The sequence below is a fragment of the Kitasatospora sp. NPDC091276 genome (genome assembly GCF_040684355.1).
Lineage (GTDB): Bacteria > Actinomycetota > Actinomycetes > Streptomycetales > Streptomycetaceae > Kitasatospora.
In genome coordinates, this window is record NZ_JBFBFU010000003.1 from 39902 (window position 1) to 64210 (window position 24309).

The 24309-nt window shown below is 74.3% G+C and carries 23 protein-coding genes; 13 read left to right on the top strand and 10 right to left on the bottom strand.

Going from position 1 to position 24309, the window contains the following annotated elements; translation table 11 throughout:
• Nucleotides 1-36 precede the first annotated feature (36 nt).
• From AB0O19_RS04110 to AB0O19_RS04130, 5 genes are all read right to left on the bottom strand, one after another.
• Entirely contained in the window at nucleotides 37-570 is a 534-nt protein-coding gene (locus tag AB0O19_RS04110; protein WP_363617672.1) for a potassium channel family protein, read from the bottom strand.
• 115 nt (nucleotides 571-685) lie between these two features.
• A complete protein-coding gene (locus AB0O19_RS04115) occupies nucleotides 686-2068 on the bottom strand; it encodes a hypothetical protein (RefSeq protein WP_363617674.1) in 1383 nt (460 codons plus the stop codon).
• 151 nt (nucleotides 2069-2219) lie between these two features.
• Nucleotides 2220-2516 (bottom strand): Sec-independent protein translocase subunit TatA, encoded by a 297-nt coding sequence (gene tatA, locus AB0O19_RS04120; RefSeq protein ID WP_063348755.1) that lies wholly within the window; start codon nucleotides 2514-2516, stop codon nucleotides 2220-2222.
• A gap of 301 nt (nucleotides 2517-2817) precedes the next feature.
• A complete protein-coding gene (locus AB0O19_RS04125) occupies nucleotides 2818-3387 on the bottom strand; it encodes an isoprenylcysteine carboxylmethyltransferase family protein (RefSeq protein ID WP_363582420.1) in 570 nt (189 codons plus the stop codon).
• Between the two features lie 515 nt (nucleotides 3388-3902).
• The gene (locus AB0O19_RS04130) at nucleotides 3903-5447 is read right to left on the bottom strand and encodes an MFS transporter (protein WP_363617676.1); all 1545 of its coding nucleotides are present in this window, start codon (nucleotides 5445-5447) and stop codon (nucleotides 3903-3905) included.
• A 123-nt stretch (nucleotides 5448-5570) separates the two neighbouring features.
• On the opposite strand from AB0O19_RS04130, the gene AB0O19_RS04135 reads away from it, so the two are divergent.
• Nucleotides 5571-6182: a TetR/AcrR family transcriptional regulator gene (locus tag AB0O19_RS04135; RefSeq protein WP_363617678.1), complete on the top strand. Its 612-nt coding sequence runs from the start codon at nucleotides 5571-5573 to the stop codon at nucleotides 6180-6182.
• A gap of 64 nt (nucleotides 6183-6246) precedes the next feature.
• Here the strand turns inward: AB0O19_RS04135 and AB0O19_RS04140 are convergent, their stop codons facing one another.
• Entirely contained in the window at nucleotides 6247-6564 is a 318-nt protein-coding gene (locus AB0O19_RS04140; protein WP_363582412.1) for a cupin, read from the bottom strand.
• A 144-nt stretch (nucleotides 6565-6708) separates the two neighbouring features.
• Between AB0O19_RS04140 and AB0O19_RS04145 the strand changes: the two genes are divergently transcribed.
• The gene (locus AB0O19_RS04145; protein WP_063348761.1) at nucleotides 6709-6975 is read left to right on the top strand and encodes a hypothetical protein; all 267 of its coding nucleotides are present in this window, start codon (nucleotides 6709-6711) and stop codon (nucleotides 6973-6975) included.
• 88 nt (nucleotides 6976-7063) lie between these two features.
• Here the strand turns inward: AB0O19_RS04145 and AB0O19_RS04150 are convergent, their stop codons facing one another.
• Complete coding sequence (locus tag AB0O19_RS04150; protein WP_363617680.1) at nucleotides 7064-8221, bottom strand: acyl-CoA dehydrogenase family protein; 1158 nt, start codon at nucleotides 8219-8221, stop codon at nucleotides 7064-7066.
• Between the two features lie 209 nt (nucleotides 8222-8430).
• Between AB0O19_RS04150 and AB0O19_RS04155 the strand changes: the two genes are divergently transcribed.
• Nucleotides 8431-9684, top strand: coding sequence for a TetR family transcriptional regulator (locus AB0O19_RS04155; RefSeq protein WP_363617682.1), 1254 nt, complete (start codon nucleotides 8431-8433; stop codon nucleotides 9682-9684).
• A 53-nt stretch (nucleotides 9685-9737) separates the two neighbouring features.
• Here the strand turns inward: AB0O19_RS04155 and AB0O19_RS04160 are convergent, their stop codons facing one another.
• The gene (locus AB0O19_RS04160; protein ID WP_363617684.1) at nucleotides 9738-10058 is read right to left on the bottom strand and encodes a hypothetical protein; all 321 of its coding nucleotides are present in this window, start codon (nucleotides 10056-10058) and stop codon (nucleotides 9738-9740) included.
• 100 nt (nucleotides 10059-10158) lie between these two features.
• On the opposite strand from AB0O19_RS04160, the gene AB0O19_RS04165 reads away from it, so the two are divergent.
• The 9 genes from AB0O19_RS04165 to AB0O19_RS04205 all read left to right on the top strand — a co-directional run bounded on the left by AB0O19_RS04165 (nucleotide 10159) and on the right by AB0O19_RS04205 (nucleotide 22221).
• Nucleotides 10159-10320 carry a hypothetical protein gene (locus AB0O19_RS04165; protein ID WP_363617686.1) on the top strand — a complete coding sequence of 54 codons (162 nt, stop codon included), beginning with the start codon at nucleotides 10159-10161 and terminating at the stop codon, nucleotides 10318-10320.
• 81 nt (nucleotides 10321-10401) lie between these two features.
• Nucleotides 10402-12339, top strand: coding sequence for an ATP-binding protein (locus AB0O19_RS04170; RefSeq protein ID WP_363617688.1), 1938 nt, complete (start codon nucleotides 10402-10404; stop codon nucleotides 12337-12339).
• A gap of 61 nt (nucleotides 12340-12400) precedes the next feature.
• Nucleotides 12401-14758, top strand: a complete 2358-nt coding sequence (locus AB0O19_RS04175; protein WP_363617690.1) for a hypothetical protein — start codon at nucleotides 12401-12403, stop codon at nucleotides 14756-14758.
• A 195-nt stretch (nucleotides 14759-14953) separates the two neighbouring features.
• Complete coding sequence (locus AB0O19_RS04180; RefSeq protein WP_363617692.1) at nucleotides 14954-15607, top strand: VTT domain-containing protein; 654 nt, start codon at nucleotides 14954-14956, stop codon at nucleotides 15605-15607.
• A 209-nt stretch (nucleotides 15608-15816) separates the two neighbouring features.
• Nucleotides 15817-17592 (top strand): threonine/serine exporter family protein, encoded by a 1776-nt coding sequence (locus AB0O19_RS04185; RefSeq protein ID WP_363617694.1) that lies wholly within the window; start codon nucleotides 15817-15819, stop codon nucleotides 17590-17592.
• 78 nt (nucleotides 17593-17670) lie between these two features.
• On the top strand, nucleotides 17671-18753 hold the full coding sequence (locus AB0O19_RS04190) for a hypothetical protein (protein ID WP_363617696.1): 1083 nt from the start codon (nucleotides 17671-17673) through the stop codon (nucleotides 18751-18753).
• 238 nt (nucleotides 18754-18991) lie between these two features.
• Nucleotides 18992-20263 (top strand): C40 family peptidase, encoded by a 1272-nt coding sequence (locus AB0O19_RS04195; protein ID WP_363617698.1) that lies wholly within the window; start codon nucleotides 18992-18994, stop codon nucleotides 20261-20263.
• Nucleotides 20264-20378: 115 nt separating this feature from the next.
• A complete protein-coding gene (locus AB0O19_RS04200; RefSeq protein ID WP_363617700.1) occupies nucleotides 20379-20900 on the top strand; it encodes a GNAT family N-acetyltransferase in 522 nt (173 codons plus the stop codon).
• A gap of 40 nt (nucleotides 20901-20940) precedes the next feature.
• Entirely contained in the window at nucleotides 20941-22221 is a 1281-nt protein-coding gene (locus AB0O19_RS04205; RefSeq protein WP_363617702.1) for a GNAT family N-acetyltransferase, read from the top strand.
• A 75-nt stretch (nucleotides 22222-22296) separates the two neighbouring features.
• Here AB0O19_RS04205 and AB0O19_RS04210 read toward each other — a convergent pair whose 3' ends face one another.
• Entirely contained in the window at nucleotides 22297-23073 is a 777-nt protein-coding gene (locus AB0O19_RS04210) for a TetR family transcriptional regulator (RefSeq protein ID WP_363582390.1), read from the bottom strand.
• A gap of 194 nt (nucleotides 23074-23267) precedes the next feature.
• On the opposite strand from AB0O19_RS04210, the gene AB0O19_RS04215 reads away from it, so the two are divergent.
• Nucleotides 23268-23840: a GNAT family N-acetyltransferase gene (locus AB0O19_RS04215; protein WP_363617704.1), complete on the top strand. Its 573-nt coding sequence runs from the start codon at nucleotides 23268-23270 to the stop codon at nucleotides 23838-23840.
• On the opposite strand, the gene AB0O19_RS04220 is transcribed toward AB0O19_RS04215, so the two are convergent.
• Entirely contained in the window at nucleotides 23825-24304 is a 480-nt protein-coding gene (locus AB0O19_RS04220) for a macro domain-containing protein (protein WP_363617705.1), read from the bottom strand. The genes AB0O19_RS04215 and AB0O19_RS04220 overlap by 16 nt on opposite strands.
• Between the last annotated feature and the right edge of the window lie 5 nt (nucleotides 24305-24309).

The window sequence follows — 24309 nt, forward strand, 5'->3', positions numbered from 1 at the left end:
CGATCGGGCGTGGCCGTCCACAGCCTGTGGACAACGTCACGGCTTGCGGTGGCTACGGGTCTCGACGTTCGCCCGGATCGTCCGCGACAGCGTCCCCGCCGCCGTGGCGAGGAAGACGAAGGTGTACCCGATCTGCAGGATCACCACGAGGCGAGGGGCCTGGCCGGCCGGGGTGATGTCGCCGTAGCCGACGGTGGCCAGGGTGACGACGGTGAAGTACAGGGCGTCGAGCCGGGTGACCAGCCCCTCGAAATCGCCCGGACGGGCGGCCATGACGTAGTAGGTCGCGGAGAAGATGGTCATCGCGAGGAAGATCAGGAACGACAGCCAGACCACCGGGCGCTTCGCGTCGCCCCGCAGCACGGCGGTGGTCTTCGCCAGCAGCAGGCCGCTCAGGCCGACCAGCGCGGCGGCGAACACGAGCCAGCTGAGGACGGGGTGCTGGTAGCCGAGCAGGCGCAGGGGGAGGGCCCAGTACGCGAGGATCAGCGCGGTGCAGGCGCTCAGCAGCCAGAGCGCGGACCGCGGGTCGACCCGGCCTTGCGGTGGTGGTGGCTGGCTTCCGGACATCGCGTCCAGCCTGCGGCCGCGCCGGGCCGGCCGCGTCCCGGGCTGGGCCGTTCGGGCCGGACCGTCCGGGGGCGTGTCGGCGGTGGCCGCAGCACCGGCCTCCGCTGACCGCCCCTCAGGCGGAGGCCGGGGCTCCTCCGTCCGGTCGGCCGGGTTCGTCCAGCAGCTCCAGCAGGGCCAGGACGGCGACCAGCGCGAGCGCCAGGCAGAGCGTCACCAGCACCGTCGGATAGCTCCACAGCACGAACGCCAGCGCCGCGCCCGCGACCGCCGCCCAGCCCAGCCAGGCCTTCCAGCGGTGGACGAACCGCCCGACCGGCCCGAGCCGCAGCCCGGCCCGTTCGGCGGTGCTCCGGGCCGCGCCGAGCCCGGCGTGCCAGCCGCTGCGCGCGGTGCGGGCCCAGCGACCGCCGCCGCTGATCCAGGCGCCGAGCGCGACGACCAGGCCGAGCGCGATCACCACCCGGACGGCGGAGCGCAGGTAGCGCACCAGCGCGTCGTACACCGCCTGGGCGGCCGCCTGGTCCACCCCGGCGGGGAGCCCGTCCAGGTACACGGCGCGGAACACGCTCAGCCCGATGCCCAGCAGCAGCGCCCCGGCGGCCATCCCCAGCGCCGCCGTGACCGCCGCCCGGCGCCGCCGGACCGCGAGCAGCACCCCGCCGACCGCGCAGACCAGCGTGAGCACCGGCATCCAGAAGCCGGCCAGGTCCAGCAGCCGCAGGCCGGTGCGGACCTTGGGGATGGCGTCGGACTGCACCAGCGTGAACGAGGTGTGGATCTCCGGGATCCTCGCGGCCGGCGCGAGCCCGTTGTCGACCAGCGCGGTCTTCACCCGGGCGATCACCGGGGCGAGGTCGAGCACCACGGTGTCGTTCCTGACCTCGACGGCGCCGCCGCCCTGCCCGGTCAGCATCCGGTCGATCGCGGTGTGCGCCTGCCGGTTGACGTCCGTCCAGAGGGTGGCGAAGGCGTCGCTGTCCACCACCCGCTGGACCTGGTCGCGGACGAAGCCGGTGAGCCCGTCGGTGAGGGCCTGGCCGATGCCGTTCAGCAGCGCGCCGAGCTTGGGCCGGTCGTCGGGGGCGATGTTGTCGAGCAGCGAGTCGACCGGGATCCGCGCCACGACCTCGTCGGTGACCCGGTTGGTGACGGCCGCCCTGACCGCCGGGTCCCGGGCCAGCGGCGCCATGGTCGCGACGTACCGGTCGGTGTCGCCGATCTCCGACCTCGCCCACACCGCGACGGCGCTCAGCGGGGTCAGCACGCAGGCCAGCAGGATCAGCAGGACGGCGACGAGGGAGCGCACCCGGTGGCGGTCCGGGCGGGTCGCCAACTGCCGGGTGAGCTGCGCCTGGTGGGCCTCGGCGGCGCTCAGGCGGGCCCGCAGGTCGGCCAGTTCGTCGGGCGACCCGGCGGGCGGTTCGCCCGGGGGTCCGCCTGGCGGTCCGGCGGGTGTTCCGGCGGGCGGCTCGTCGCCCGGCTCGTCGGTGGGCATGCCGTGACTCCGTTCCTCCGGTGGGTGCATACCAGGAGATAACGGATCAGATCGGACGGCCAGCCGGGAGGGCCGTGAGCAGCCCGGATGCAGCAGAAGCCCCCGGCACCGTCCGATGACGGTACCGGGGGCTTCCGGAGGAGAGCGGGACTCAGACGGCCGTCTCGGGCCGCTTCGTCTCGGTGGCCTTGGTCACGTTGGTCGGCGTGACGGCCGGCGGGGTCGTGGCGGCCGGCTGCGGGGCGGCGGTGCTCTGCGCGGTGCCGGCGCTCTGCGCGGCGTCCGCCGGGGCTTCGTCCTCGCGCAGCGCCTTCGTCTCCGCCTTCAGGATGCGCATCGACTTGCCGAGGCCGCGGGCCATCTCCGGCAGCTTCTTCGACCCGAACAGCAGGATGACGATCGCCAGCACCACCAGGAGGTGCCAGGGCTCAAGACCGTTCCGCAGCATCCCTGGCCACCGGTCCCTTCTTGTCTAGAGTCAAGGGTGGGCGAGCGCCCGTGCTGGCCAGTATGCCTGGCGACGACGGCGAACGGATACACCGGCCGGGAAACGCTGGCCAAAAAGCAGGTGCCGTTCGAGCGGAATGCGAGCGCCCGCGGCGGCGGCCGGAGCCGGCCCGGTCCGGCTCGCGCACCCGTGACCAGCCCGCACGGCACCGCACCGCGCAGCACCTGCCTCTCCGGCCCCTCCAGCCCCCTCGGTTCCGTCGCCGGGGTCCGCAGCCGGCAACCACCCGATCGGCGGCGGCTCAGTACACGAAGGGCACGAGTCGCTTCGACGTCCGCCGGTATTCCGCGTACTCCGGCCCGAAGGCGGCCAGCAGCAGCCGCTCCTCGGCGGTGATCCGCCAGCCGTACGCGCCGAGCAGCAGCGCGGGTACCAGCAGGGCCGCCGGCCAGCTGCCCAGGCCGAGCGCGTAGCCCGTCCAGACCAGCAGACTGCCGGCGTAGCCGGGGTGGCGGATCTGCCGGTACGGGCCGCTGCGGACGACGCGCTGGGTGTCCACGGTGCGCAGGGTGCGGGTGTAGTAGCGGCCCAGGGTGCGCATGCCCCAGGCCCGCAGGGCCAGCCCGGCGGCGATCAGCGCGATCCCGAACCAGCGGGCCCAGAGCGGCAGTTCGCCGATCCCGGCGCGGCCGAACAGCACCACGACCAGCACCGCGGCGGCGTAGCAGGCGAGCAGCAGCCGGGTCGAGCCGCGGTCGCGGCCGTCCGCGCGCCAGGTGCCGGCGGCGGAGTCCTCGCGGCGGCGCAGCATCAGCTCGTAGCCGACCCAGCAGAGCATGCCGAGGAGGGAGAGCAGGGTCGTCAGGGACATGCGGCGGCTCCCGGCGGATAGGAGATGCGGGCCAAGTACCCCTTCACGGTCCTCCCCGGGGGCCGCCGACGCACGCCCCCGGGGGTGGACGCCCCGGCCTCCACCCCCAGGTGGACCGTCCGGCCCGCCCGTTGGCGAGGCCCGTTCGTTGCCGCCTGCGATCTGCGGCCGTGCCGCCGACCCTGGCACGCCGATGGACGTACAACCGCTACCTTGACGCCATGGGCGAGCCAGTGATCGAGTCGATGGCCGAGGACGAGGGCCTCGAAGGCTCCGTCTCGCTGGAGGGGATGGCCGCCCTGCTCCGCGATCACCACGGCCGAGCCTGAGGGGCTGCTCCGTGCTCACCGGGTGCTGTACACCGTCGAGGGCGGGGTGCTGATCGTCTGGGTCGTGGCGGTCGGCAACCGTCGTGAGGTCTACCGGCACCGGTAGGGGCCGGTGGGAACGGCGGAGAGCCCCCGCCCGAGGGGGCGGGGGCTCTCGATGACTCGCGTTGGATCGGGCCGGGTGGGTCAGGCGGTGACGGCCTCGGGGGCCGGGGCGGCGGCGGGGAGGTGGCGCATCAGGCGGTAGGCCAGCAGGGCGGCGCCGAGGGCGAAGACCAGGCCGACCACCGCGGCGACGTGCAGGCCGTCGGTGAAGGCGGCCCGGGCGGTCTCCAGCAGGTCCGTGCCGATCCGGCCGGGCAGGTGGCCGGCGACGGTGACCGCGCCGCCGAGGGTGTCCTGGGCGGCCCGGGCGGCCTCGCCGTCGACGCCTGCGGGGAGGGCGCCGTCCAGCTGGTGGCGGTAGACGGCGGCGCCGGCCGCGCCGAGCAGGGCGATGCCGAGCGAGCTGCCGAGTTCGACGGCGGTCTCGGAGGTGGCGGAGGCGGCCCCGGCCTGCTCGGCGGGGGCGGCGGTGACGACCATTTCGGCGGTCATGGTCATGGTGCCGACGGTGCCGGCGGCGAGGACGCCCGCCGCGACGAGGATGAGCGCCAGCGGGGAGTGCGCGCCGACCTGGGTCATCAGCGCGAAGCCCGCCGCTCCGACCAGGAACCCGCCGCCCATCAGGGCCGCAGGGCGGACCTTGCCGGCCAGCGCGGAGCTGGTGCCGACGGCCGCGCCGACGCCGACGCTGGGCACCAGCGACCAGAGCGAGGCGGTGAGCGGGCTCATGCCCTTGACCAGTTGCAGGTACTGCGAGGTGAAGAGGGAGAAGCCCATCATCGCGAACATCGCGATGGTGTTGACGCTGATCGCGCCGCTGAAGGTGCGGATCCGGAACAGGCCGAGGTCGATCAGCGGGTCGGCGGCGGTGCGCTGGCGCCACACGAACGCGGCGGCCAGCAGCAGGCCGGCCGGGACGGCGAGGGCGGGCAGCGGGCTCCAGCCGTCCACGGCGAGGGTCTTGACGCCGTAGACCAGCGGCAGGATCGCGGCCATCGAGAGCGCGGCGCCTGGCAGGTCGAAGCGGCCGGTGCGGGCGGTGGAGCGGTACTCGGGGAGCAGGACGGGCGCGGTGAGCAGCACCAGGGCCATCACCGGGACGGCGAGCAGGAACGCGGAGCCCCACCAGAAGTGGTCGAGCAGCAGGCCGCCGGCGACCGGGCCGAGGGTGGCGCCGGTGGTGAGGACGCCGCCCCAGGCGCCGAGGGCGATCTGCCGCTGCTTGGGGTCGTGGAACATGTTGCGGACCAGCGCGAGCGTCGAGGGCATCACGGTGGCCCCGGCGACGCCGAGCAGGGCGCGGGCGGCGATCAGCTGGCCGGCGGTGTCGGCCCGGGCGGCCAGCAGCGAGGCACCGATGAAGCCGGCGGCGCCGATCATCAGCAGCCGGCGGCGGCCGATCCGGTCGCCCAGCGAGCCCATGGTGATGAGCAGCCCGGCGAGCAGGAACGAGTACACGTCCATGATCCACAGCTGCTGGGTGCCGCTGGGCGCCAGCGTGGTGGAGATGAAGGGGACGGCGAAGAAGAGCACGCCCATGTCCATGGCGAGGACGAGGGTCGGGAGCAGGAGGACGGCCAGGCCGATCCATTCGCGACGGCCTGCGCGGCCGGTGGTTGCGGTCATGGGGAAGACGGTACGGACGTGTCAGACGTCTGTCTAGTACGTATGTGTAAATCGCTCGTGCGAGACGTCAGTGCGAGACATTCGTGCAAGACATCTGTTCAGTCCTTCCGTAGGATTCGGGTCATGGGAAACCGCGAAGACCTGATGGCCGGCGCCAAGCGCTGCCTGTACGAGAAGGGGTACGGGCGCACCACCGCCCGTGACGTCGCGACCGCCTCGGGCGTCAGCCTGGCCGCGATCGGCTACCACTTCGGTTCGAAGGACGCGCTGCTCAACGCGGCGATGATCGAGGCGATCGGGGAGATGGGGGCGGCCCTGGGCGCGGTGGTGGACGCCGCCAACCGCGTGTCCGACGATCCGGAGGAGCGCTTCGCCGCGGTCTGGGACGGCCTCAGGACCGTCTTCACCGAGCACCGCGGGCTCTGGGCGGCCCAGTTCGAGGCGCTCGCCCAGGCCGCGCACGCGCCCGAGCTGGCGCACGCGTTCGCGGAGGCGCAGAAGGAGGGCCGGCTCGGTCTCGCCGCGCTGTTCCAGGGACTGCCCGAAGTGCCGGACACCGAGGAGGAGGTCGTCCGCGGCTCCTTCTACCAGACCCTGCTGGCCGGGTACGCCGCCCAGTGGCTGGCCGCCCCCGAACTGGCGCCGAACGGGCGGGACTTCCTGCGCGGGCTGCGGCTGGTCAGCGGAAGCGTGTTCGGCCCCGCGGTGCCGTCACCGCCCGCCACCGCCCGCTGACGGCGGCCGCCCGTCGCCCGCTGCCCGCTGCCGCCCGTCGCCCGCTGCCGCCCGCGCCGCCCCGCTAGGCGGTGACCACCGTCAGCAGCACCACCGAGTCGACGTGGGCCAGCAGCCCGTGCCGTTCCTGGGGCACCGGCTCCAGCCGTCCGACCGGCAGCTCCTGGTGCCGGCCGGCGATGGTCAGCGAGACCCGGCCGCGCAGCACCTGGACGCTGCCGGCGGTCGGCGGGGTGTGCTCGTCCAGCGAGGTGCCCGCGGTCAGCGCGATCACGGTCTGCCGCAGGACGCCGTCGTGGAGCACCAGGTGGGCGCTGCGCCCGTGCGGGCTCTCGGCCGCCCGGGCGGCGTGCTCCACGGCGAGCTGTTCGAGATCGGGCATCGCGTGTCCTCCTGACCCGGCGTGCCGGGCCGACCCCGGGCGCCCGGACCGGCGCCGTGTGCCCAGGTTCGCGGACGCGCTCGGCTCGCGCACCCGGAGCCCGTTCGACGTGCAGCCCCCGGCGAGTGCCCGCATCGTGGAGGCATGGCGATCAACGAGACAGTCTCCGGTGGGTTCCAGGTCAACCGCTCGCTGCTGGCCGGCGGCGCGCTGCTCACCGGTATCGGCGCCGTGCTCGGCGTGGCCGGGGCGGCGATGGTGTGCGCGGCGCTGGCCACGGCCGGCCGCAGCTGGGTGCGCAGCCTGGAGACCGCGCCGGCCGCGTTCGCCCAGCGGGCGCTGCGCGAGGCGAAGGTGGCGTCCAGCGCGGGCTGGGAGGCCTGGCGCGCGGAGCACGGTTCACCCAACTGAGCGCACCCGTCGACCTGAGCCGCACCCGCGCCCGTCCGGGTGCGGCGGGCCGCCATGGGGGTGCGGCCCGCCGCGGCTGTGGACCCGCCTACAGGCCGAGGGACTTGGCGATGATGCTGCGCATGACCTCGCTAGTGCCGCCGTAGATCCGGAACACCCGGTTGTCGGTGTAGAGCCGGGCGATCGGGTACTCCAGGATGTAGCCGTAACCGCCGTGCAGCTGAAGGCACTTGTCGATGACGGTGGAGGCCGACTCGGTGCAGAACAGCTTCGCGGCGGCCGCGTCGGCGACGGTCAGCTCCCCCTGCTGGTACAGCTCCAGCGCGCGGTCCACCATCGACTGCTGCGCCACCACCTGGGCCTCGCAGTCGGCCAGGGTGAACTTGGTGTTCTGGAACTCGGCCACCGCCTTGCCGAACACCTTGCGGTCCTTGACGTACTGGAGCGCGAACCGCACCGCCGCGGCCGCCGACGCGTACGCGCTGACGGCGATCGCCAGCCGCTCCTGCACCAGGTTGTGGGTCAGGTAGGAGAAGGCCCGGCCCTCCTCGCCGAGCAGGTTCTCCACCGGCACCCTGACGTCGCTGAACGCCAGCTCGGCGGTGTCCGAGGTGCGCAGGCCGATCTTCTGCAGCTTGCGGCCGACCGTGTAGCCGGGGGACGTGGTGTCCACGCAGAGGATGGACAGGCCGGCCCGGCGGTTGTCCGGGTCGTACGGGGCGGTGCGGCAGACCACCAGGACGAGGTCGGCCAGCACGCCGCCGGTGATGAAGGTCTTGGCGCCGTTCAGGACGTAGTGGGTGCCGTCCTCGGAGAGCTTCGCGGTGGTGGCGATGCCCGCGAGGTCGGAGCCGGCGCCCGGCTCGGTCATCGCGATGGCGGTCATGATGTCGCCGGAGACGAAGCCGGGCAGCCAGCGCCGCTTCTGCTCCTCGGTGGCGTACTCCAGCAGGTAGGGCAGGACCAGCGCGGTGTGCACGCCCGAGGAGCCGAAGCTCACGCCCGCCCGGGCGGTCTCCTCGGTGATCACCGTCTGGTACTTGAAGCCGCTCTCGCCCGCGCCGCCGTACTCCTCCGGCACCTCGATGCCGTAGACGCCGAGCGCGCCGAGCTGCCGGTAGAAGTCTCGCGGCGGGTGGCCGTCGGCCTCCCAGCTCTCGTAGACCGGGACGACCTCGTTGGCGATGAAGTCCCGGATGGTCTCCCGGAAGGCCTCGTGGTCCTCGTTGAACACGGTGCGGCGCACGGCGGCGCTCCCTTCGGTGGTGACCGGCTGCGGGCGCCGGCGGGGGCTGAACGTGCCAGGTGATGGCCTCACAAGTTAATCCCGGGTAGCTTCGGCTGTCCAGGGTCGACGGCGCCGGAAAAGGCCGGTGGCCACCGGCGGTCGGCGCCCTCAAGTGAATCCTTGCTAGCCTTCGGGCGGCAGTCCGGAGCGCGGGAGGGAGGCTCGCCATGGTGGTCCGACGACCTCCCGGGCGGCGCGCCCAGATCCTCGCCGTGGCGGCCGACCGGTTCCACCGCAGCGGCTACCACCAGGTCTCCATGACCGAGGTCGCCGCCGGGGTCGGCATCACCGCGCCCGCCCTCTACCGGCACTTCCGGGGCAAGCCCGAACTGCTCGACCGCGCCGTCCGGCTGGGGCTGGACGCGCTGGCCTGCGGGCTGCGCGGGGCCCGCACCACCGGCGACCTCGGCGCCGCGCTGGCCGCCGTCGCGGTCGGACACCGCCCGCTCGGCACCCTGGTGCAGCGTGACGCCAGGCTGCTGCCGCCGGCCCGGCGGGCGGCGCTGCGCCGCGAACTGCGCGCCGACGTCGCGCTGATGACCGCCGTGCTGCGCGCCGGACGGCCGGAACTTCCGCTGCCGGACGCCGAGTTTCTCTGCTGGTCGGCGCTCTCGGCCTGCACCGGGCTCTCCTACCAGTCGGCCGCGCCGCAGCCGCGCCGCGCCGAGGCGGTGCTGCGCGAACTCGTCGCCACCGTCCTCGCGGCCTCTCCGAGCGGCGCCGCCGCCCACCCGGATCCCGCTGTCCACCCAGGTCCCGCTGCCGTCCCCGCCACCGTCCCCGCCACCGTCCCCGCCGCCGGTCCCGTCGCCCCGGGGTCGCCGGAGCCCAGGCCGCTGGCGCGCCGCGAGGAACTGCTCGCGGCGGCCGTCCGGCTCTTCCACCAGCGCGGCTTCGACAACGTCAGCACCGACCAGCTCGGCGCCGCCGTCGGCATCTCCGGCCCCAGTGTCTACCGGCACTTCGACAGCAAGGCCCAGTTGCTCGCCGCCTCGCTGGTGCGCAGCCGCGAACGGCTCTGGCAGGAGGTGGACGGCGCGTTCGCGGCCGCCGCCGGGCCGGAGGCGGCGCTGGCGGCCGGTCTGGGTGCGTACGTCGGCTTCGCGCTGCGCAACGGCGACTACCTGGGCGCGATGCTCAGCGAGACGGAGCGGCTGGCCCCGCCGGACCGCCGGGTCGCGGTGGACTTCCGGCGCGACTTCCTGCGCACCTGGGTCGGCCTGCTGCGGCGGGTCCGGCCCGAGTACGACGCGGTCGAGGCCCGGATCCGGGTCCACGCCCTGTTCGCGCTGGTCAACGACGGGGTGCGGAACCGCCCGCACAGCGCCCGCCCGGACCTCGGGAACTGCCTGCTGCACCTCGGCCGGGCCGTCCTCGGACTGCCCGGAACGGACGGCGGCCGGGTGCCCGCCCCGCGTTGACGGGGTGGGCACCCGGCCCGGAGGGTGTGGCTGCGCCCGGGGCCGGACAGGACCTAGCCGACGGCGCCCGGGAAGAAGGCCCGGGCGTCGAGGTTGCCGTTGCCCTGCAGAGCGCCGATGTTGCCGCCGTTGCCGGTCGAGGCGAGGCCGTTGTTCTGGTTGCTCGCGCCCGAGCCGGTGGCCGTCTGCTGGGTGACGACCACGTTGCCGTGGACGTTGCCGATGACGTTGGCGGAGCCGGTGTTGCTCACGACGCTGCTGTTGGAGTGGTCGATGGCACCGGCGCCGTTGTCGGCGTGGGCGCCGGCGGCGCCGAAGCCGACGAGGAGGAACGCCCCGAGGGCGGTGGCGGCGGCTGCGCGGATACGGGACACGGTGGTCTCCCTGAGCTGGGGTGCGAAATGTGGCGCGATCCGGAGTGGCCGCTCCGTGGCGCCGTTGCCTGACGTCGCACGTTCAGCATTCACCAGCAGCGTGGACGAACTCCACCAAACAGGTGGCAATTCCCCCGATGGTGTCATGGTGACGCCGTATCCGGAGATGGCCCGACGGTTGCGACGGCGGCATCTCCACTCCTCAAAACTGCTGGTGGAGATCGAAGTTGACGTGCAAGGCGGCAAGGCCGGACAACCCTGAGCTGTCAACACGGAGTTGACCGAGTTTTCTCAGGGAGAAAGAAATGGTGGCCGGATAGTCGCACTGGCACACTGGGGACCCATGTCTGAAGGTGCCCCGCCCGAGCCCGCCCCCGCCGAGGATCTGCGTACGACCGAGGTCGATCTCGGCGGACTGGTGAACGTCCTCGCCACCCACCTCTACTCCACCCCGCTGGTCGCTCTGCGCGAACTCGTCCAGAACGCCCACGACTCGCACACCCGCCGACTCCTGGAGGACCCGGACGGCGACCACCGCCCGCTGATCCGGGTGCGCGGCGACGCCGCCCGGCGGACCGTCTCCATCGAGGACACCGGCGCCGGCCTCACCGAGCCGGAGATCCACGCCTACCTCGCCACCGTCGGCACCGGCTACACCCGGATGCTGCGCGACCTCACCGGCAACCAGGAGCTGATCGGCGCCTTCGGCCTCGGCTTCCTCTCCGCCTTCTCGGTGGCCGACGAGGTCGCCGTCACCACCACCTCGCACCGCGAACCGCACCTCGGCCACCGCTACCGCAGCCGGGGCGGCGAGCAGTACCAGGTCGACCCGGTGCCCGCCCGGCCCCGCCCCGGCACGGTCGTCGAGCTGACCCTCAAGGCCGAACACGCCCACCTCGCCGACGAGGACGCGCTGCGCGACGTGCTCGGCCGGTACTGCGTGCTGCTGCCGATCCCGGTCCACGTCGGCGACGACGAGCAGCCCGTCAACAACGTCGAGGTGCCCTGGCGCCACAGCGTGCCGGGTGACCAGCACGCCGCCCGGATGCGCTTCGCCACCGCCTTCGGCCGCCGCTTCGAGCCGCTCACCGCCTTCCCCGTCCACCCGGCCGAGGGCGGCACCGGGGGAGGGGCCGCGGGCGGCACCGACGCGATCGGCCTGCTCTGGGTCCAGGACGGCGGCACCTACGGCAGCAGCGACAACCGCGACCTCGCCGTCTACCTGCGCGGCATGCTGCTCGCCGAGGACGCCCGCGACCTGCTGCCCAGCTGGGCCGGGTTCATCGGCGGCGTGGTCGAGTCCAGCAGGCTCACCCCCACCGCCAGCCGCGAGGACCTCCAGCGCGACGACCACTACCGCGCACTCCAGCGCGCCCTCACCGACGCCATCGTCGACGGCCTGTACGAGACCGCCCGGCTGCGGCCCGCCGCCTGGCGCCGCATCCTCACCCGGCACGGCCAGGACCTGCTCGGCGCCGCGCTCTGCGACGAGCGGCTGTTCACCCTGCTCGCCGACGACGTCCCCGTCCCCACCTCCCAGGGCGACCTCACCGCCGGCGCGCTGCGGGCCGCGGGCGGGGGCGCGGTGCACGTCGCGCTCGGCAGCGGCGGCGGCTTCGAGGAGATGCTGTACCGGGCGATGCGGGTGCCGATCGCCCGCGGCGACCGCTACGCCGTCCTGCCCTTCCTGCGCCGCTACGCCCAGCTGCGCGGCTGCCGCCTGGTCGAGCTGGGCAGCGAGCACGGCGACCGCGAGCTGTTCCGCGACCCGGAGCGCCCGCTGCCGGCCGGCGAGGCGGCCTGGCTGGCCGGCGCCCTCGCCGACGAGGGCGAGCAGCTCGTCCCGGCCCGGTTCGACCCGCCCGGCCTGCCGCTGGTCCTGGTGCCGGACCGCGAGGCCGAGCTGAAGGCCCGGATCGAGGACGACCAGGCCGACGCCCGGATCCCGTCCGCGGCGCTGCGGCTGGCCCGGGCGTTCACCGCCCGCACCGACGGAGAGGTCAGGGCCCGCCTCTACCTCAACCTGTCCTGCCCGGCCGTGCTGGACCTGCTCGCCGCCTACCGCGCCGGGCACACCGGCAGCGCCACGGCGGCGGGGCTGCTCCGCTCGCTCAAGGTGATCATGGCGGCCGCCTCGGCGGGCCCGGCCGGCTCGCCCGGAGGCGACCTCACCGCCGCGCTGTCCGGCATCGGCACCGCGGTCTCGGCGCTGACCGCCGCCGTCCCGGCCGGCCTGCCGGGTGTCCCGGACACCCTCGGCGCCCTCCCGGACGAGGCGTGACGGACGGATTGTCAGCGGTTCGCGGTAGACATCACATCAGCACCACGCAGGGGGAGACCACATGAGTACCGACATCTGGGCCTGGGTCCACGACGCCCACCGCCAGCTGGCCGAGGCCGGCCACCGGCGGCTGGCCGAGGCCATCTACGAGCTGCCCGGCCACGCCAACGAGGGCCGCAACGACCAGGTGGACGCCGTCTACCCGGAGGCGCTGGCCGCCTCCCGGGCGCTCGGCCTGCCCTGGGTCGAGGTCTACCTGCGGCACTGGCGGATGCAGAACCTGCTGAACAAGCGCCACCAGGGCGAGCAGGCCCTGCCCGAGGCGGTCGACCTGCTGGAGTTCGCCCACCGCGAGGAGACGGCGGGCTGCCCGCAGTCCGTCTGCGTGGTGCAGGACTTCGCGATCTGCCACGCCCGGGTCGACGGCCCCGGCTACGTGCCGGAGCGGCTGGCGGTGCTCGGCGAGACGCTGGAGCGGATCGAGCCCGGCCGCGCCTGCTTCGACTGCCTCTCCCGCGAGTACTCCGACGCGCTGGAGGACGACGGCCGCCACACCGAGGCGCTCGCCCACCTGGACACCGCCGCCACCCGGATCCAGGCGGCCGGCGAGCGGCTCTCGCTGCACTTCCACCACGCCCGGGCCGGCACCCTGCACCGGCTCGGCCGGCACCAGGAGGTGCTCGCGCTGCTCGACACCGCCGAGCAGGCCGAGCGCTCCCGCGGCCACGAGATCGACGAGAGCGACCGGCTCTGGGGCGGCCTGCTGCGGGCCCGCGCGCTGGCCTCGCTCGGCCGGACGGAGGAGGCGCTGGCGCTGCTGCCCGACCGGGAGGCCGCCGAGCGCCACGCCGACCTGCGGGACGGCTGGACGCACACGGTCGAGCTGCTGGTCGCGGCCGGCGCCTGGGAGAACGACGCCGAGCTGGGCGCCGCCGTGGCCGGCTGGGTCGGCTACCTGGACGGCACCGGCTCGCACCGCCCGTGCGTGGACCTGCTGCTGGCGGCGGGTCGGCTCGCCCTCGCCCGCGGCGCCCGGACGGTGGCGCTGACCCTCGCCGCGACCGGGGAGCGCAAGCTCGCCCAGCTGCGCCGCACCGACGGCGTGGCCGCGGAGGTCGCCGCGCTGCGGGCGGCCGCCGAGACGCTGCCGGAGCCCGAGCTGCCCGTCCCGCCCGGCGAGCTGGCGGCGCACCTGGCCGAGGTCGGTGTGCCCTACGAGACCGGCGCCGACCTGCTCTCCGTCGCCCTGGACCGGTACCGGGGCGAGCCGGCCGGCGCCACCGAACTGGCCGTCAACCTGGCCGCGGTGCTCGGCGGCCTCGGCCACGCCCGGGCCGCCGGCGACCTGCTCTGGCACTGGCTCGACACCGCCCCGACCGACGAGGTGCTGATCGGCATGCTCGGCTCCGCCCTGATCGACGCGGGGGACGGCGAGGGCGTCCGCCGCCTCGCCGACCGGCTGGCCGACGACAGCCCGGAGGACGGGCACTGGATACGCGCCCGCTGGGCCGCCGCCGAGGGCCGCTGGGCCGAGGTGCTGGAGCAGTGCGAGGCGATCCTGGGCCTGGACGCCGGCCGGATCAACACCCGCCGGCTGGCCGCCGGCGCCGCCACCGAGCTGGGCGACCACGCCACCGCGCAGCGGCTGTACCAGGAGCTCCTGGAGCACGCGCTGCCCGCCGAGGCCGCCCCGGAGGAGGAGCGCCACCGCACCGTCCAGGAGTCCGACCTCTGGCACCTGATCACGGCGGCCACCGCCAACCGGGACTGGGCCGCGGTCCGTTCCGCGGGCGCGCTGCTCGGCATCGAGTTCGACGAGCCCGAGGGGCCGGTGGACGAGGAGTGGCAGCTGGTCACCGTCCGGGCCACCCGCACCAACGGCGCCACCGCCGACCTGCCCGCCGTCCGCACCGGTCCGGCCACCGCCCGGATCCTGCCGGTGCTCGGCGAAGACCTGACGCTCAACCACGGCGACGTGGTGGTCTTCGCCCCGGCGCTGCTGGAGCCGCCGCCGGCCGAGGACGCCCCCGAGGAGGAGCGGCGCGGCTGGCGTCCGGTGTTCGAGCTGCTCACCCTGCTCGACCCGGCGGGGTACACCACGTACTGGATCGACGGCGGCTGGCCAGGCGACGAGCCGTGGGCGGCGCTGCGCGAGAGCCTCCAGCAGGCCGGCTACGCGGTCTGGGCGTACAGCGGGGAGCAGTACCGCATCACCGACCCGGCCGACGAGGACGGCACGCTGCCCGGCGTGTACGCCGCCCTCGGGGTGCCGCCGACGGCCTCCGCCGCCGAGGCCGACGCGCTGCTGCACCGGCTCACCGGCGACTGGGCGCACCCGCTCGCCTGGCTCGACCTGGCCAAGGCGGCGGGCGCGGACGCCGCCCGGCACGAGGAGGTCGTCGAGCGCTACGGCCTCTGACCCGGTCCGGCTCCGGCCGCCGGCCGCCGGCCCCGGTCCGGTCCGGCCCCGGCCCGGTCCGGGCACGCGCGCCACGGGGGCGGGGCGCGCGTGCCCGGACCAGACCGGGGCCGGGAACCATCCCGGGATCTGTCGAGTCTTGGTAAATGCTTTACCATTTCATTGCCAAGACTCGACCCCCAGGAGTGTCCGCCCGTGACCAGCCTCGCCCTCGGCCCGTCCTGGCTCGATCCGACCAACCTGATCTCCGCCTTCGGCCTGATCGGCATCCTGGCCATCGTCTTCGCCGAGTCCGGCCTGCTGATCGGCTTCTTCCTGCCGGGGGACTCGCTGCTGTTCACCACCGGCCTGCTGGTGGCCGGCGGCACCTACCTGCACCAGCCGCTCTGGCTGGTCTGCGCGCTGATCGTGGCCGCCGCGGTGGCGGGGGACCAGGTCGGCTACCTGTTCGGCCGCAAGGTCGGGCCGAGCCTGTTCCGCCGCGCCGACTCCCGGCTCTTCAAGCAGGAGAACGTGGAGAAGGCCGCCGCCTTCTTCGACCGGCACGGTCCCAAGGCGATCGTGCTGGCCCGCTTCGTCCCGATCGTGCGCACCTTCACCCCGATCGTCGCCGGGGTGAGCAGGATGAACTACCGCACCTTCGTGGTCTTCAACCTCGTCGGCGGCGTGCTGTGGGGCGCCGGCGTCACCGTGCTCGGCTACTTCCTGGGCCGGATCCCGTTCGTCCGGGAGAACATCGAGGCGATCCTGGTCGGCATCGTGCTGGTCTCGGTGGTCCCGGTGGCGGTCGAACTGCTGCGGGCCCGCCGTTCCGGCGCGGCGTCCGCCGACCGCCACCGCGCCGGGTAGGCGTCCGCGGCCCCCGCCGGGGTACGCCACGTACATGTGCGTCCAGCAGTTCGATCAGGCAAGGTGTAACCCGAGATCGAACGGTGGCCGACGGCCACCAGGGGCGGCAAGGAGCGGAAGTGCCTAAGCGGGGCCGACCGGGCGCAGGCAAGCGGGCGAGGGGAGGCCGGGCGGTCCGTCAGACCCGGCGGACGCCGCCGGTACGGCCGGTGAACCCCGCCGAGGCGCCGCCCACCGAGGGCCTGCTGGGCCATCCGGCCCCGACCGTCGAGCCCGCCACCGTCGTCCCCTTCGTCCCGCCGATCACGGAGACCAGGGGCCTGCTGTCCCCGGAGCCGGAGCGGGAGCCGGCCCCCGAGTCCGGCGCGCCCGCCGAGTCCGGGCCGCACCCCGCGCTCGGACCGCACCCCGCGCCCGGGCAGGCGCCCGGCCCGGAGGACGCGCGCCCGGCCCGCCGCCGATCGGTCGCCGAGGACACCCTCACCCCCGAGGAGTGGCGGGCCGCCGGCTACACCCCGCCGATGGGCATCCCGGTCCCGGAGCTGACCGCCGGCGCCCCCGGCGAGGCGCCCTGGCCGGACCGGATGCGCACCCTGCTGCGCATGCCGATGTCCGAGCGCCCCGCCTTCGAGCGGACCGCCCGCGAGCTGCACCCCTCCGCGGGTGCGACCCGCAACGTCCCCCGCATCCTCGACCTGACGCTGCGCATCGGCGAGCTGCTGCTCGCCAGCGGCGAGGCCGCCGAGGACGTCGAGGCGGCGATGCTCGGCATCGCGCACGCCTACCGGCTGGACCGCTGCGAGCCGCAGGTGACCTTCACCCTGATCGGCATCTCGCACCAGCCCTCGCTGGTCGAGCCGCCGATCACCGCCGACCGGGTGGTGCGCCGCCGCACCTCCGACTACACCCGGCTGAACGCGGTCTACGAGCTGGTCGCGGACATCACCGCGGAGAAGGTCACGGTCAACGACGCCTACCGCCGGCTCGCCCTGATCCGCCGCAACCGGCACCCGTACCCGGGCTGGATGCTCGCGCTGACCACGGGTCTGCTGGCCGGCGCGGCCACCTTCCTGGTCGGCGGGCGGATCGACGACAAGGCCTGGCTGGTGTTCGCCAGCGCCTTCGTCGCGGCCGTCCTCGGCGACCGGCTGGCCTCCACGCTGGCCCGGCGCCGGCTGCCGGAGTTCTACCAGTTCGTGGCGGCCGCGATGCCGGCCGCCGCCTCCGGGATCATCCTGTCCTTCAACGACTGGGGCCTGCGCGGCTCGGTGGTGATCACCGGTGGCCTGTTCGCGCTGCTGCCCGGCCGGGCGCTGGTCGCCGCCGTCCAGGACGGCCTGACCGGCTTCTACATCACCGCCGCGGCCCGCCTGCTGGAGGTGATCTACCTGGTCGCGGGCATCGTGATCGGCGTGATGCTGATCCTCTACCTGGGGGTCGGCTTCGAGGCGAAGCTGCGGCCGGACGAGAGCCTGGCGGGCGTCACCTACCCGCCGGTCCAGATGATCGCCGCGATGCTGCTGACCCTGGCCTTCGCCACGCTGCTGCAGACCGACCGCCGCTCGCTCGCGCTGGTCACCCTGAACAGCGGCATCGGCTGGGCCAGCTACGGCGTGCTGGCGTACAACGCGGGCATCTCCCCGATCGTGGCGACGGGGGTGGCGGCCGGCCTGGTCGGCCTGTTCGGCCAGCTGATGGCGCGCTACCGCAACGGCTCCGCGCTGCCGTACGTGACCGCCGCGATCGGCCCGCTGATGCCCGGTTCGGCGCTCTACCTGGGGATGCTGTCCTTCGCCCAGGGCCATGCCAGCGCGGGCCTGGTGTCCGTCTCCCGGGCGGCGGCGATCGCGATGGCGCTGGCGATCGGGGTGAACCTCGGCGGTGAGATCGCCCGGATGTTCATGAAGCTGCCGGTCGGCGGCGAGCGCCCGTCGCTGTACCCGGTCGTGCCGCGCCGGGCGGCCAAACGCACCCGCGGGTTCTGACCGCGCGTTGGACCGGTGTTGGGCTCCGGGCCATGTCACGGCAGGCCGCACGCAGGACCAGGAACGAAGGTAAGACGCATGACCACACTGCTGGACGGCTACCGCGAGCACATCGTCGCCGCGCACAAACAGCCGCTGTTCCTGCTGCTGGTCGGCTTCATCACCTCCTTCGTGTGCATCCGGTTCAGCGTCCGGATGATCCGCGCCGAGGTGCGGTGGTGGTTCGGCAACGTCACCCCCGGCGGCCTGCACATCCATCACATGGTGTTCGGCCTGGGCTTCCTGCTGGTCGGCGGCGTCGGGGTGTTCGCCACGTACGGCGGGCACCCGTGGATCGACTGGTTCGGGCTGGTCTTCGGCATCGGCTGCGGCCTGGTGCTGGACGAGTTCGCGCTGATCCTGCACCTGGACGACGTGTACTGGAGCGAGCAGGGCCGCAAGTCGGTGGACGCGGTGATCTTCGGGATCCTGTTCACCGCCCTCCTGCTGGTCGGGTACGTGCCGCTCGGCGTAGTGCCCAGCCAGGAGACCAGGTGGGGCCTGATCACGGTGATCTCGGTGAACGCCCTGGCCTCGGTGATCACCCTGATCAAGGGCAAGATGTGGACCGGCCTGCTCGGCATCATGGTCCCCGGCCTGTCCTGGATCGGGGCGATCCGGCTGGCCCGCCCGAGCAGCCCGTGGGCCCGCTGGCGGTACGCCACGCGCCCGCGCCGCCGGGCGCGTGCGCTCCGGCGCGAGCGCCTGCTGCACCGGCGTGCGGACCGGGCCCGTACCTGGCTTTTCGACCTGATCGCCGGCGCCCCCGACAAGGTGCCCGCGAACCACCCCGCCGCCCACCGGGTGGCCGAGCGGATGTCCGCCCGGGCCACCGCCCACCTCGACGCGCACGCCGCCCGGGCGCTGGCCCGGCGTCAGGCGCGGCTGGCGGACCGCCGCTCGGCGGCCGCTGCCGGGGCCGGGGCGGCGAACTCCCCGGCGGCGGGTGGGCCGTACGGCGCGGGCGGCCCCGGCGCGGGCCCGTCCCTCGGGGCGCAGCAGCGCCGTCGCGCGATCCGGGCGGGGCGCAATCGGACGTACGCGGTTCGTCCGACCGGGGTGGAGCACCGGCCCGGGCGACACCCCCACCTGCGGCCGCACACCCGCCGGATCCACCGGTAGTTCGCAGACCCTGTGCGCCCGGCTGAAGGTGACTCGTGGTCAGATCATCTGATGGTCACCCGCCCGGCGGAGTGCGTCCGAGGTGTGAAAAGCGCCGGAGTTGAGAACATGATCGGCGAGTGACCGTTCTGTCATGTGATGGGATGATTCGTCGGACCTGCTCCGCCCGGCCGCCCCGCCCGAGCGCCGCGGACCGTCCGCCGCCGTCCCCTCCGGACCCGTGAGAAGGGGATGTCTCGTGGCGCGCAGGCTCCTGCCGACCCTCCTGTTGTCCCTCACCGCCCTGCTCGGGCTGCTCCCCGCAGCCCAGGCGGCCCCGGCGGACCCCGAACCGGCCGCCGGCCCCGCCCGGACGGAGGACCCGTACCCGACCACCGGGGAGATCGACCGGGCCCGTGCCGAGGCCGACCGCACCGCCGCCTCCGTCACCGCCATCGAAGCCGGCCTCGCCGCCGCCCGGACCGAACTCGACCAGGCCGGCCGCAGCGCCGAACAGGCCGTCGAGGCCTACAACGGCGCCCAGCTCGCCCTCGTCCGGGCCCGCGCCGACGAGACCGCCGCCGCCCGGAGCGCCACCGCCGCCGAGGCCGACCGCACCGCGGCCGCCGAGGACGCCGCCCAGCTCGCCGCCGAAACGTACCGCCAGGGCGCGGGCGCCGCACTCTCCGCCCTCAACGCCCTGCTCGGCGCCCACGGCCCGCGCGAAGCCGGCGACCGCGCCGCCGTGATCGGCGTCGCCAGCGAGCGCACCCGGCAGATCCTCGACGCCGCCACCTCCACCGCCGCCGCCGCGACCCGCGCCTCCGCCGCCGCCCGCGCCGCCACCGAGACCGCCGAGAAGGCCGCCGCCGAGGTCGGCGCCGCCAAGGCCAGGGCCGAGGCCAGGCTCGCGGCCCAGCAGGAGGCGGTCACCGCCGCCGACCGCCGCCGCGAACAACTGCTCACCGACCTGGCCGCCGCCCGGCACACCACCGTCGATCTGGAACGCCGGCGCAGCGAGGCCCTGGAGGCGATCGCCGCCCGCGAGGCCGAGGCCGCCGCCCGCGCCGCCGCCGAGAAGGCCGCCGCCGAAGCGGCCGCCGCGGCCGAGGCCGCCGCCAAGGCCACCCCGGCCGCACCTCCCGCCGCCGGCGGCCCGTGGTCCGCCGAGGGCGCCGCCGCCGCCATCGCCTTCGCCCGCTCCAAGATCGGCCTGCCCTACATCTGGGGCGGCGAGGGCCCGGCCGGCTACGACTGCTCCGGGCTCACCATGATGGCCTGGCGCGAGGGCGGCAAACAGCTCAACCACTTCGCCGCCGACCAGTACGCCCAGAGCACCCCGGTCAGCTACCGCCAGCTGCGCCCCGGCGACCTCGTGTTCTGGACGGACACCGGCCGCGCCGTCGACATCCACCACGTCGGCCTCTACATCGGCGACGACCAGATGATCGAGGCCCCCCGCGTCGGCATGCCGGTCAAACAGGCCAGCCTCTGGATCATGGGCACCCCCGACTTCTACGCCCGCCCGTAGCGGCCGGCCCGCTTCCGCGCCCGCCCGCAGGGCCCGATGTGCGCGCCCGGCTCGCGCCGGTGCTGTCGGCTGCGGGCGCTAGCGTGGCCGCGTCGATCACTCGGGAGGAGACGCGATGAGGCTGCGGGACGTCGAGGCGGGGGACGTCGGGGCGTACGTCCGGATGCGGTGCGACGCGGTGATGATGGCCGAGCTGGGCGGGCCGCTGCCGGAGGAGCGGGTGCGGGAGCGGCTGCGCAAGGACGTCGTGGAGGTCGCCGAGGACCGTTCGTGGATCAAGGTGATCGTCCCGGACGGCGCCGGGCCGGAGGTGGTGGCCGGCTCCGTCACGCTCTGGTCGCACGAGGAGGACGGCGCCGCCGTGGCCGAGATCGGCTGGATGGTGCTGCCCGAGTTCCAAGGGCGCGGCCTCGCCAAGGCGGCCGTCCGGGAACTGCTGGACGCGGCCGCCCGGGACGGCCGGTGGGGCCCGGTGCACGCCTTCCCGGCGACGGCCAACGGCCCGTCCAACGGGATCTGCCGGGCGCTCGGCTTCCGGCTGCTCGGCGAGCTGGACGTCGACTTCGCCGACCGAGTCCTGCACTGCAACCACTGGGTGGTGGTGCCGGGGGAGCACCACGCATCGGACACGGAATAAATGGGATGCCGCCCGAAAGCGGCGCCCGTACGGTGGCCCGATGGGCAACACAACCGATGACGGGGCCGTCGACATCGTGAACGGCCTCCAGATCCGCGCGATCGCCGAGAGCGAGGTGGCCGCGTGGGACCGGGCGCTCGCTCTGGGCTTCCTGCGCTCGCACGCGGAGAGCACGGCCGACTTCCGCCGCCTGCAGTGGGAGCCGGGCCGGATGCTGGCCGGCTTCGACGGCGACCGCTGCATCGCCACCTTCCGCAGCTTCGACGTCGAGCTGACCGTCCCGGGCGGGGCCACCGTCCGGGCCGACGCCGTCACCGCCGTGACGGTCAGCACCACCCACCGCCGCCGCGGCCTGCTCGGCACGTTGATGCGCCGCGACCTCGCGGCCGCCGCCGAGCGGGGTTCGGCGGTCGCCATCCTGATCGCCGCCGAGTACAACATCTACGGCCGCTACGGCTTCGGCCCGGCCACCCGCGGCCACGGCTGGAACATCGACCTGCACCGCACCCGCGGTCTGCGCGACGGCCTGCCCACCGTGCCCGGCGGGCGGATCGACTTCGTGACCATGGCGCAGGCCCGCGAGCTGGGCCCCGACCTGCACGAGCGCTGGCGGCGCACCCAGCCGGGCGCGATCGCCCGCGACGAGCTGTGGTGGAAGCGGAACACCGGCGAACTCAAGGTGCCGGGGAACGAGTTCAAGGAGCCGTTCGCGGCCGTCCACCGGGACGCCGACGGTACGGTCACCGGCCTGGTGGCCTACCGGGTCGACGACACCTGGGACGGCAGCTACCCGAACTGCACCCTGACCGTGGCCGACTTCCTCGCCCTCGACCGGGCGACCGCCGCCGAACTGTGGCGCTTCGTCCTCTCCGTCGACTGGGTGCGCAAGGTCGTCGCGGAGAACATCGGCCCGGACGACCCGCTGCCGCTGCTGCTCCAGGACCCGCGCGCCGCCACCCCGTACGTGGACAACGCCGACTTCACCTGGCTGCGGGTGCTGGACGTGGCGGCCGCGTTCGACGCCCGGACGTACGGCGCGCCCGGCCGGGTGGTCCTGGAGGTCGAGGACCGGCTCGGCCACGCCTCCGGCCGCTGGGCGATCGAGGTCGCCGCGGACGGCACCGGCCGCTGCACCCGGACCACGGACGACGCCGACCTCGCCCTGGACGCCTCCGAGCTGGCGTCGCTCTACCTGGGCGGCGAGACGGCGCCCCGGCTGCTCGCGGCCGGCCTGCTCACCGAACTGCGCCCCGGCGCGGCGGCCGCCGCCGACCTGCTGCTGCGCACGCCGCTGCAGCCCTGGAACCCGGACGGCTTCTGAGCGGCCGCCACGCCGAGGGCCGGATCGCACCGCTGCGGTCCGGCCCTCGACGCGTCCGAGCTGCCCTCGGGCGGGTTACTTGACGGCGGTTTTCCCGATGGTGGGCAGGATGAAGTCCTGAATGAGGCCCTTGGCATCGCGGACGATCGGGCGGAACACCCGATAACGCGAGAGGTTGATCACCCGGGCCGCCATGGGAGTGGACCGGCGGACGAATTCCCGCGTCCGCTCGGTGTCCTCGGTCCGGTCGAAGACCCAGTAGAGCACCACGACCATCAGGTGCAGCCAGAGCACGTCGGGCAGCAGCTCGCCCAGTTCGGCGTCCAGCTTGGGGGCCAGCTCCGATCCCTGCAACACGTCGCGGAACAGTTCCACGGCGGTCGCTCGCGCCGGGTGGGACTCGTTGGAGAACGGGCTCAGCGAGCTGGTGGGGTCGGCGGCCGTGCGGAAGAACTGCGCGGCGAACTCGTGGTACGGCGCGGCCGTGTCGAGCCAGGAGGTCAGCGCGATTTCCAGCCGTTCGGCAAAGTTCCGCGTATGGGCCATGCGGTTCCTGGCATCCGCCGCATGGTCGTACGTCATTCGGTCATAGAACCCTTGAATCAGGAATTCCTTCGCCGAGAAATAGTAGTAAGCATTGCCGACCGAGACGCCCGCCTCGGTGGCGATCGCGCGCATGGTGGTCTTCTCGTAGCCGCGCTCCTGGAAGAGCCGCATCGCGGTCTCCAGGATCAGTGCCCGGGTCTGCTCGCTCTTGTCGGTCTTCGGCTGCGCCCGGCCGCCGGGCATGGGCCCGCTGTCGGCCGCACCGCTCGTGCCGTCCGTTCGGTTCGTCGCTGCCAGGTCGTCCACGGGCACGAGCCTAACCGGAGACGAAGCTCCGACCCGTGTCGGTGGACGCGGCACCGGGCGTCCCCTCCGTGCTCGGTGCCACATCCACCACCCCCGCCATTTCGAACGCGTTCAAAATGATGTGAGCACTGTAGAGGTTTCGCTTGAACATGTTCAACTCCAATCTGTGGGAGGCTCGTCACATGATCAGTCCCGTGCAGACCACCATCCGGCGCGGCGGAGCGCAGGACGCCGCGGCCGTCGCCGACCTGCACGCCCGCAGCTGGAGCACCGCCTACCGCGGGATCGTCCCCGCGGCCGCACTCGGCGACGGGCTGCCCGTCCAGCGGCGCGAGCTGTGGGAGCTGCGGCTGACCGTCGACTACGGCGATCCGGCCGCCGAGCCCGAACTGCTGATCGCCGAACAGGCCAGGGAGACGGTCGGGTTCATCTACCTCGTCCCGCAGCCGGACGGCCGGGTACTGGTCGACAACCTGCACGTCCGCCCCGGGCGGACCGGCGGCGGCATCGGCCGCGCGCTGTTCGCCGCGGCCCGCGCCCACGTCGCCGAACGGCACCCCGGAGCCGAGCTGTACCTGGAGGTGCTGCGCGACAACATCCGCGCGATCGCCTTCTACGAGCGCGAGGGCGGCGTGCGGACGCGGGTGCAGGAGGGTGTGTTCCCGGGCGGGTACGTACTGCCCGAGTGCGTGTACAGCTGGCCCGCCGAGAGCCTCGCGGCGCAGGCGGTGTCAGCGCAGGCGGCGCCGGCTCAGCCGACGTCGTAGACCGTCACCGGCACCCCTCGCTCCACCAGCCGCGCGGACACCAGCGGCTCGACCCGCTCCCAGCGCCCGCCGGCCAGCCCGCAGCCGATCCGCGGCATGTGGACGGAGGCGCCGAGCTCCCGCGCGTGGTCGCCCAGCGCGGCCAGCGCGGTGTCGATCGCCTCGTACCGGACCGGCACCCCGGTGGAGCGCCCCGTCCGGATGCCGCGCTGGCCGACCAGGTTGGCCACCCAGACGTACGGCTCGACCTGCACCAGCTGTACGGCGCCGAGCCCGAAGTCGTTCCCCGCCCGCTCCCGGTGCCAGCGCCGGAACGCGGCCTCGGGCTCGGGCCAGCGTCCGGACAGCGCGAGCACGAAGCCCTTGCCCCAGCCGCCGAGGTCGTTGCAGACGTGCGCGATCACCTTCACGCCCTTGCCCTGCGGCGCGGTGGCATCGCCCCGGACATAGGTGATTTCCGCCATGCCCC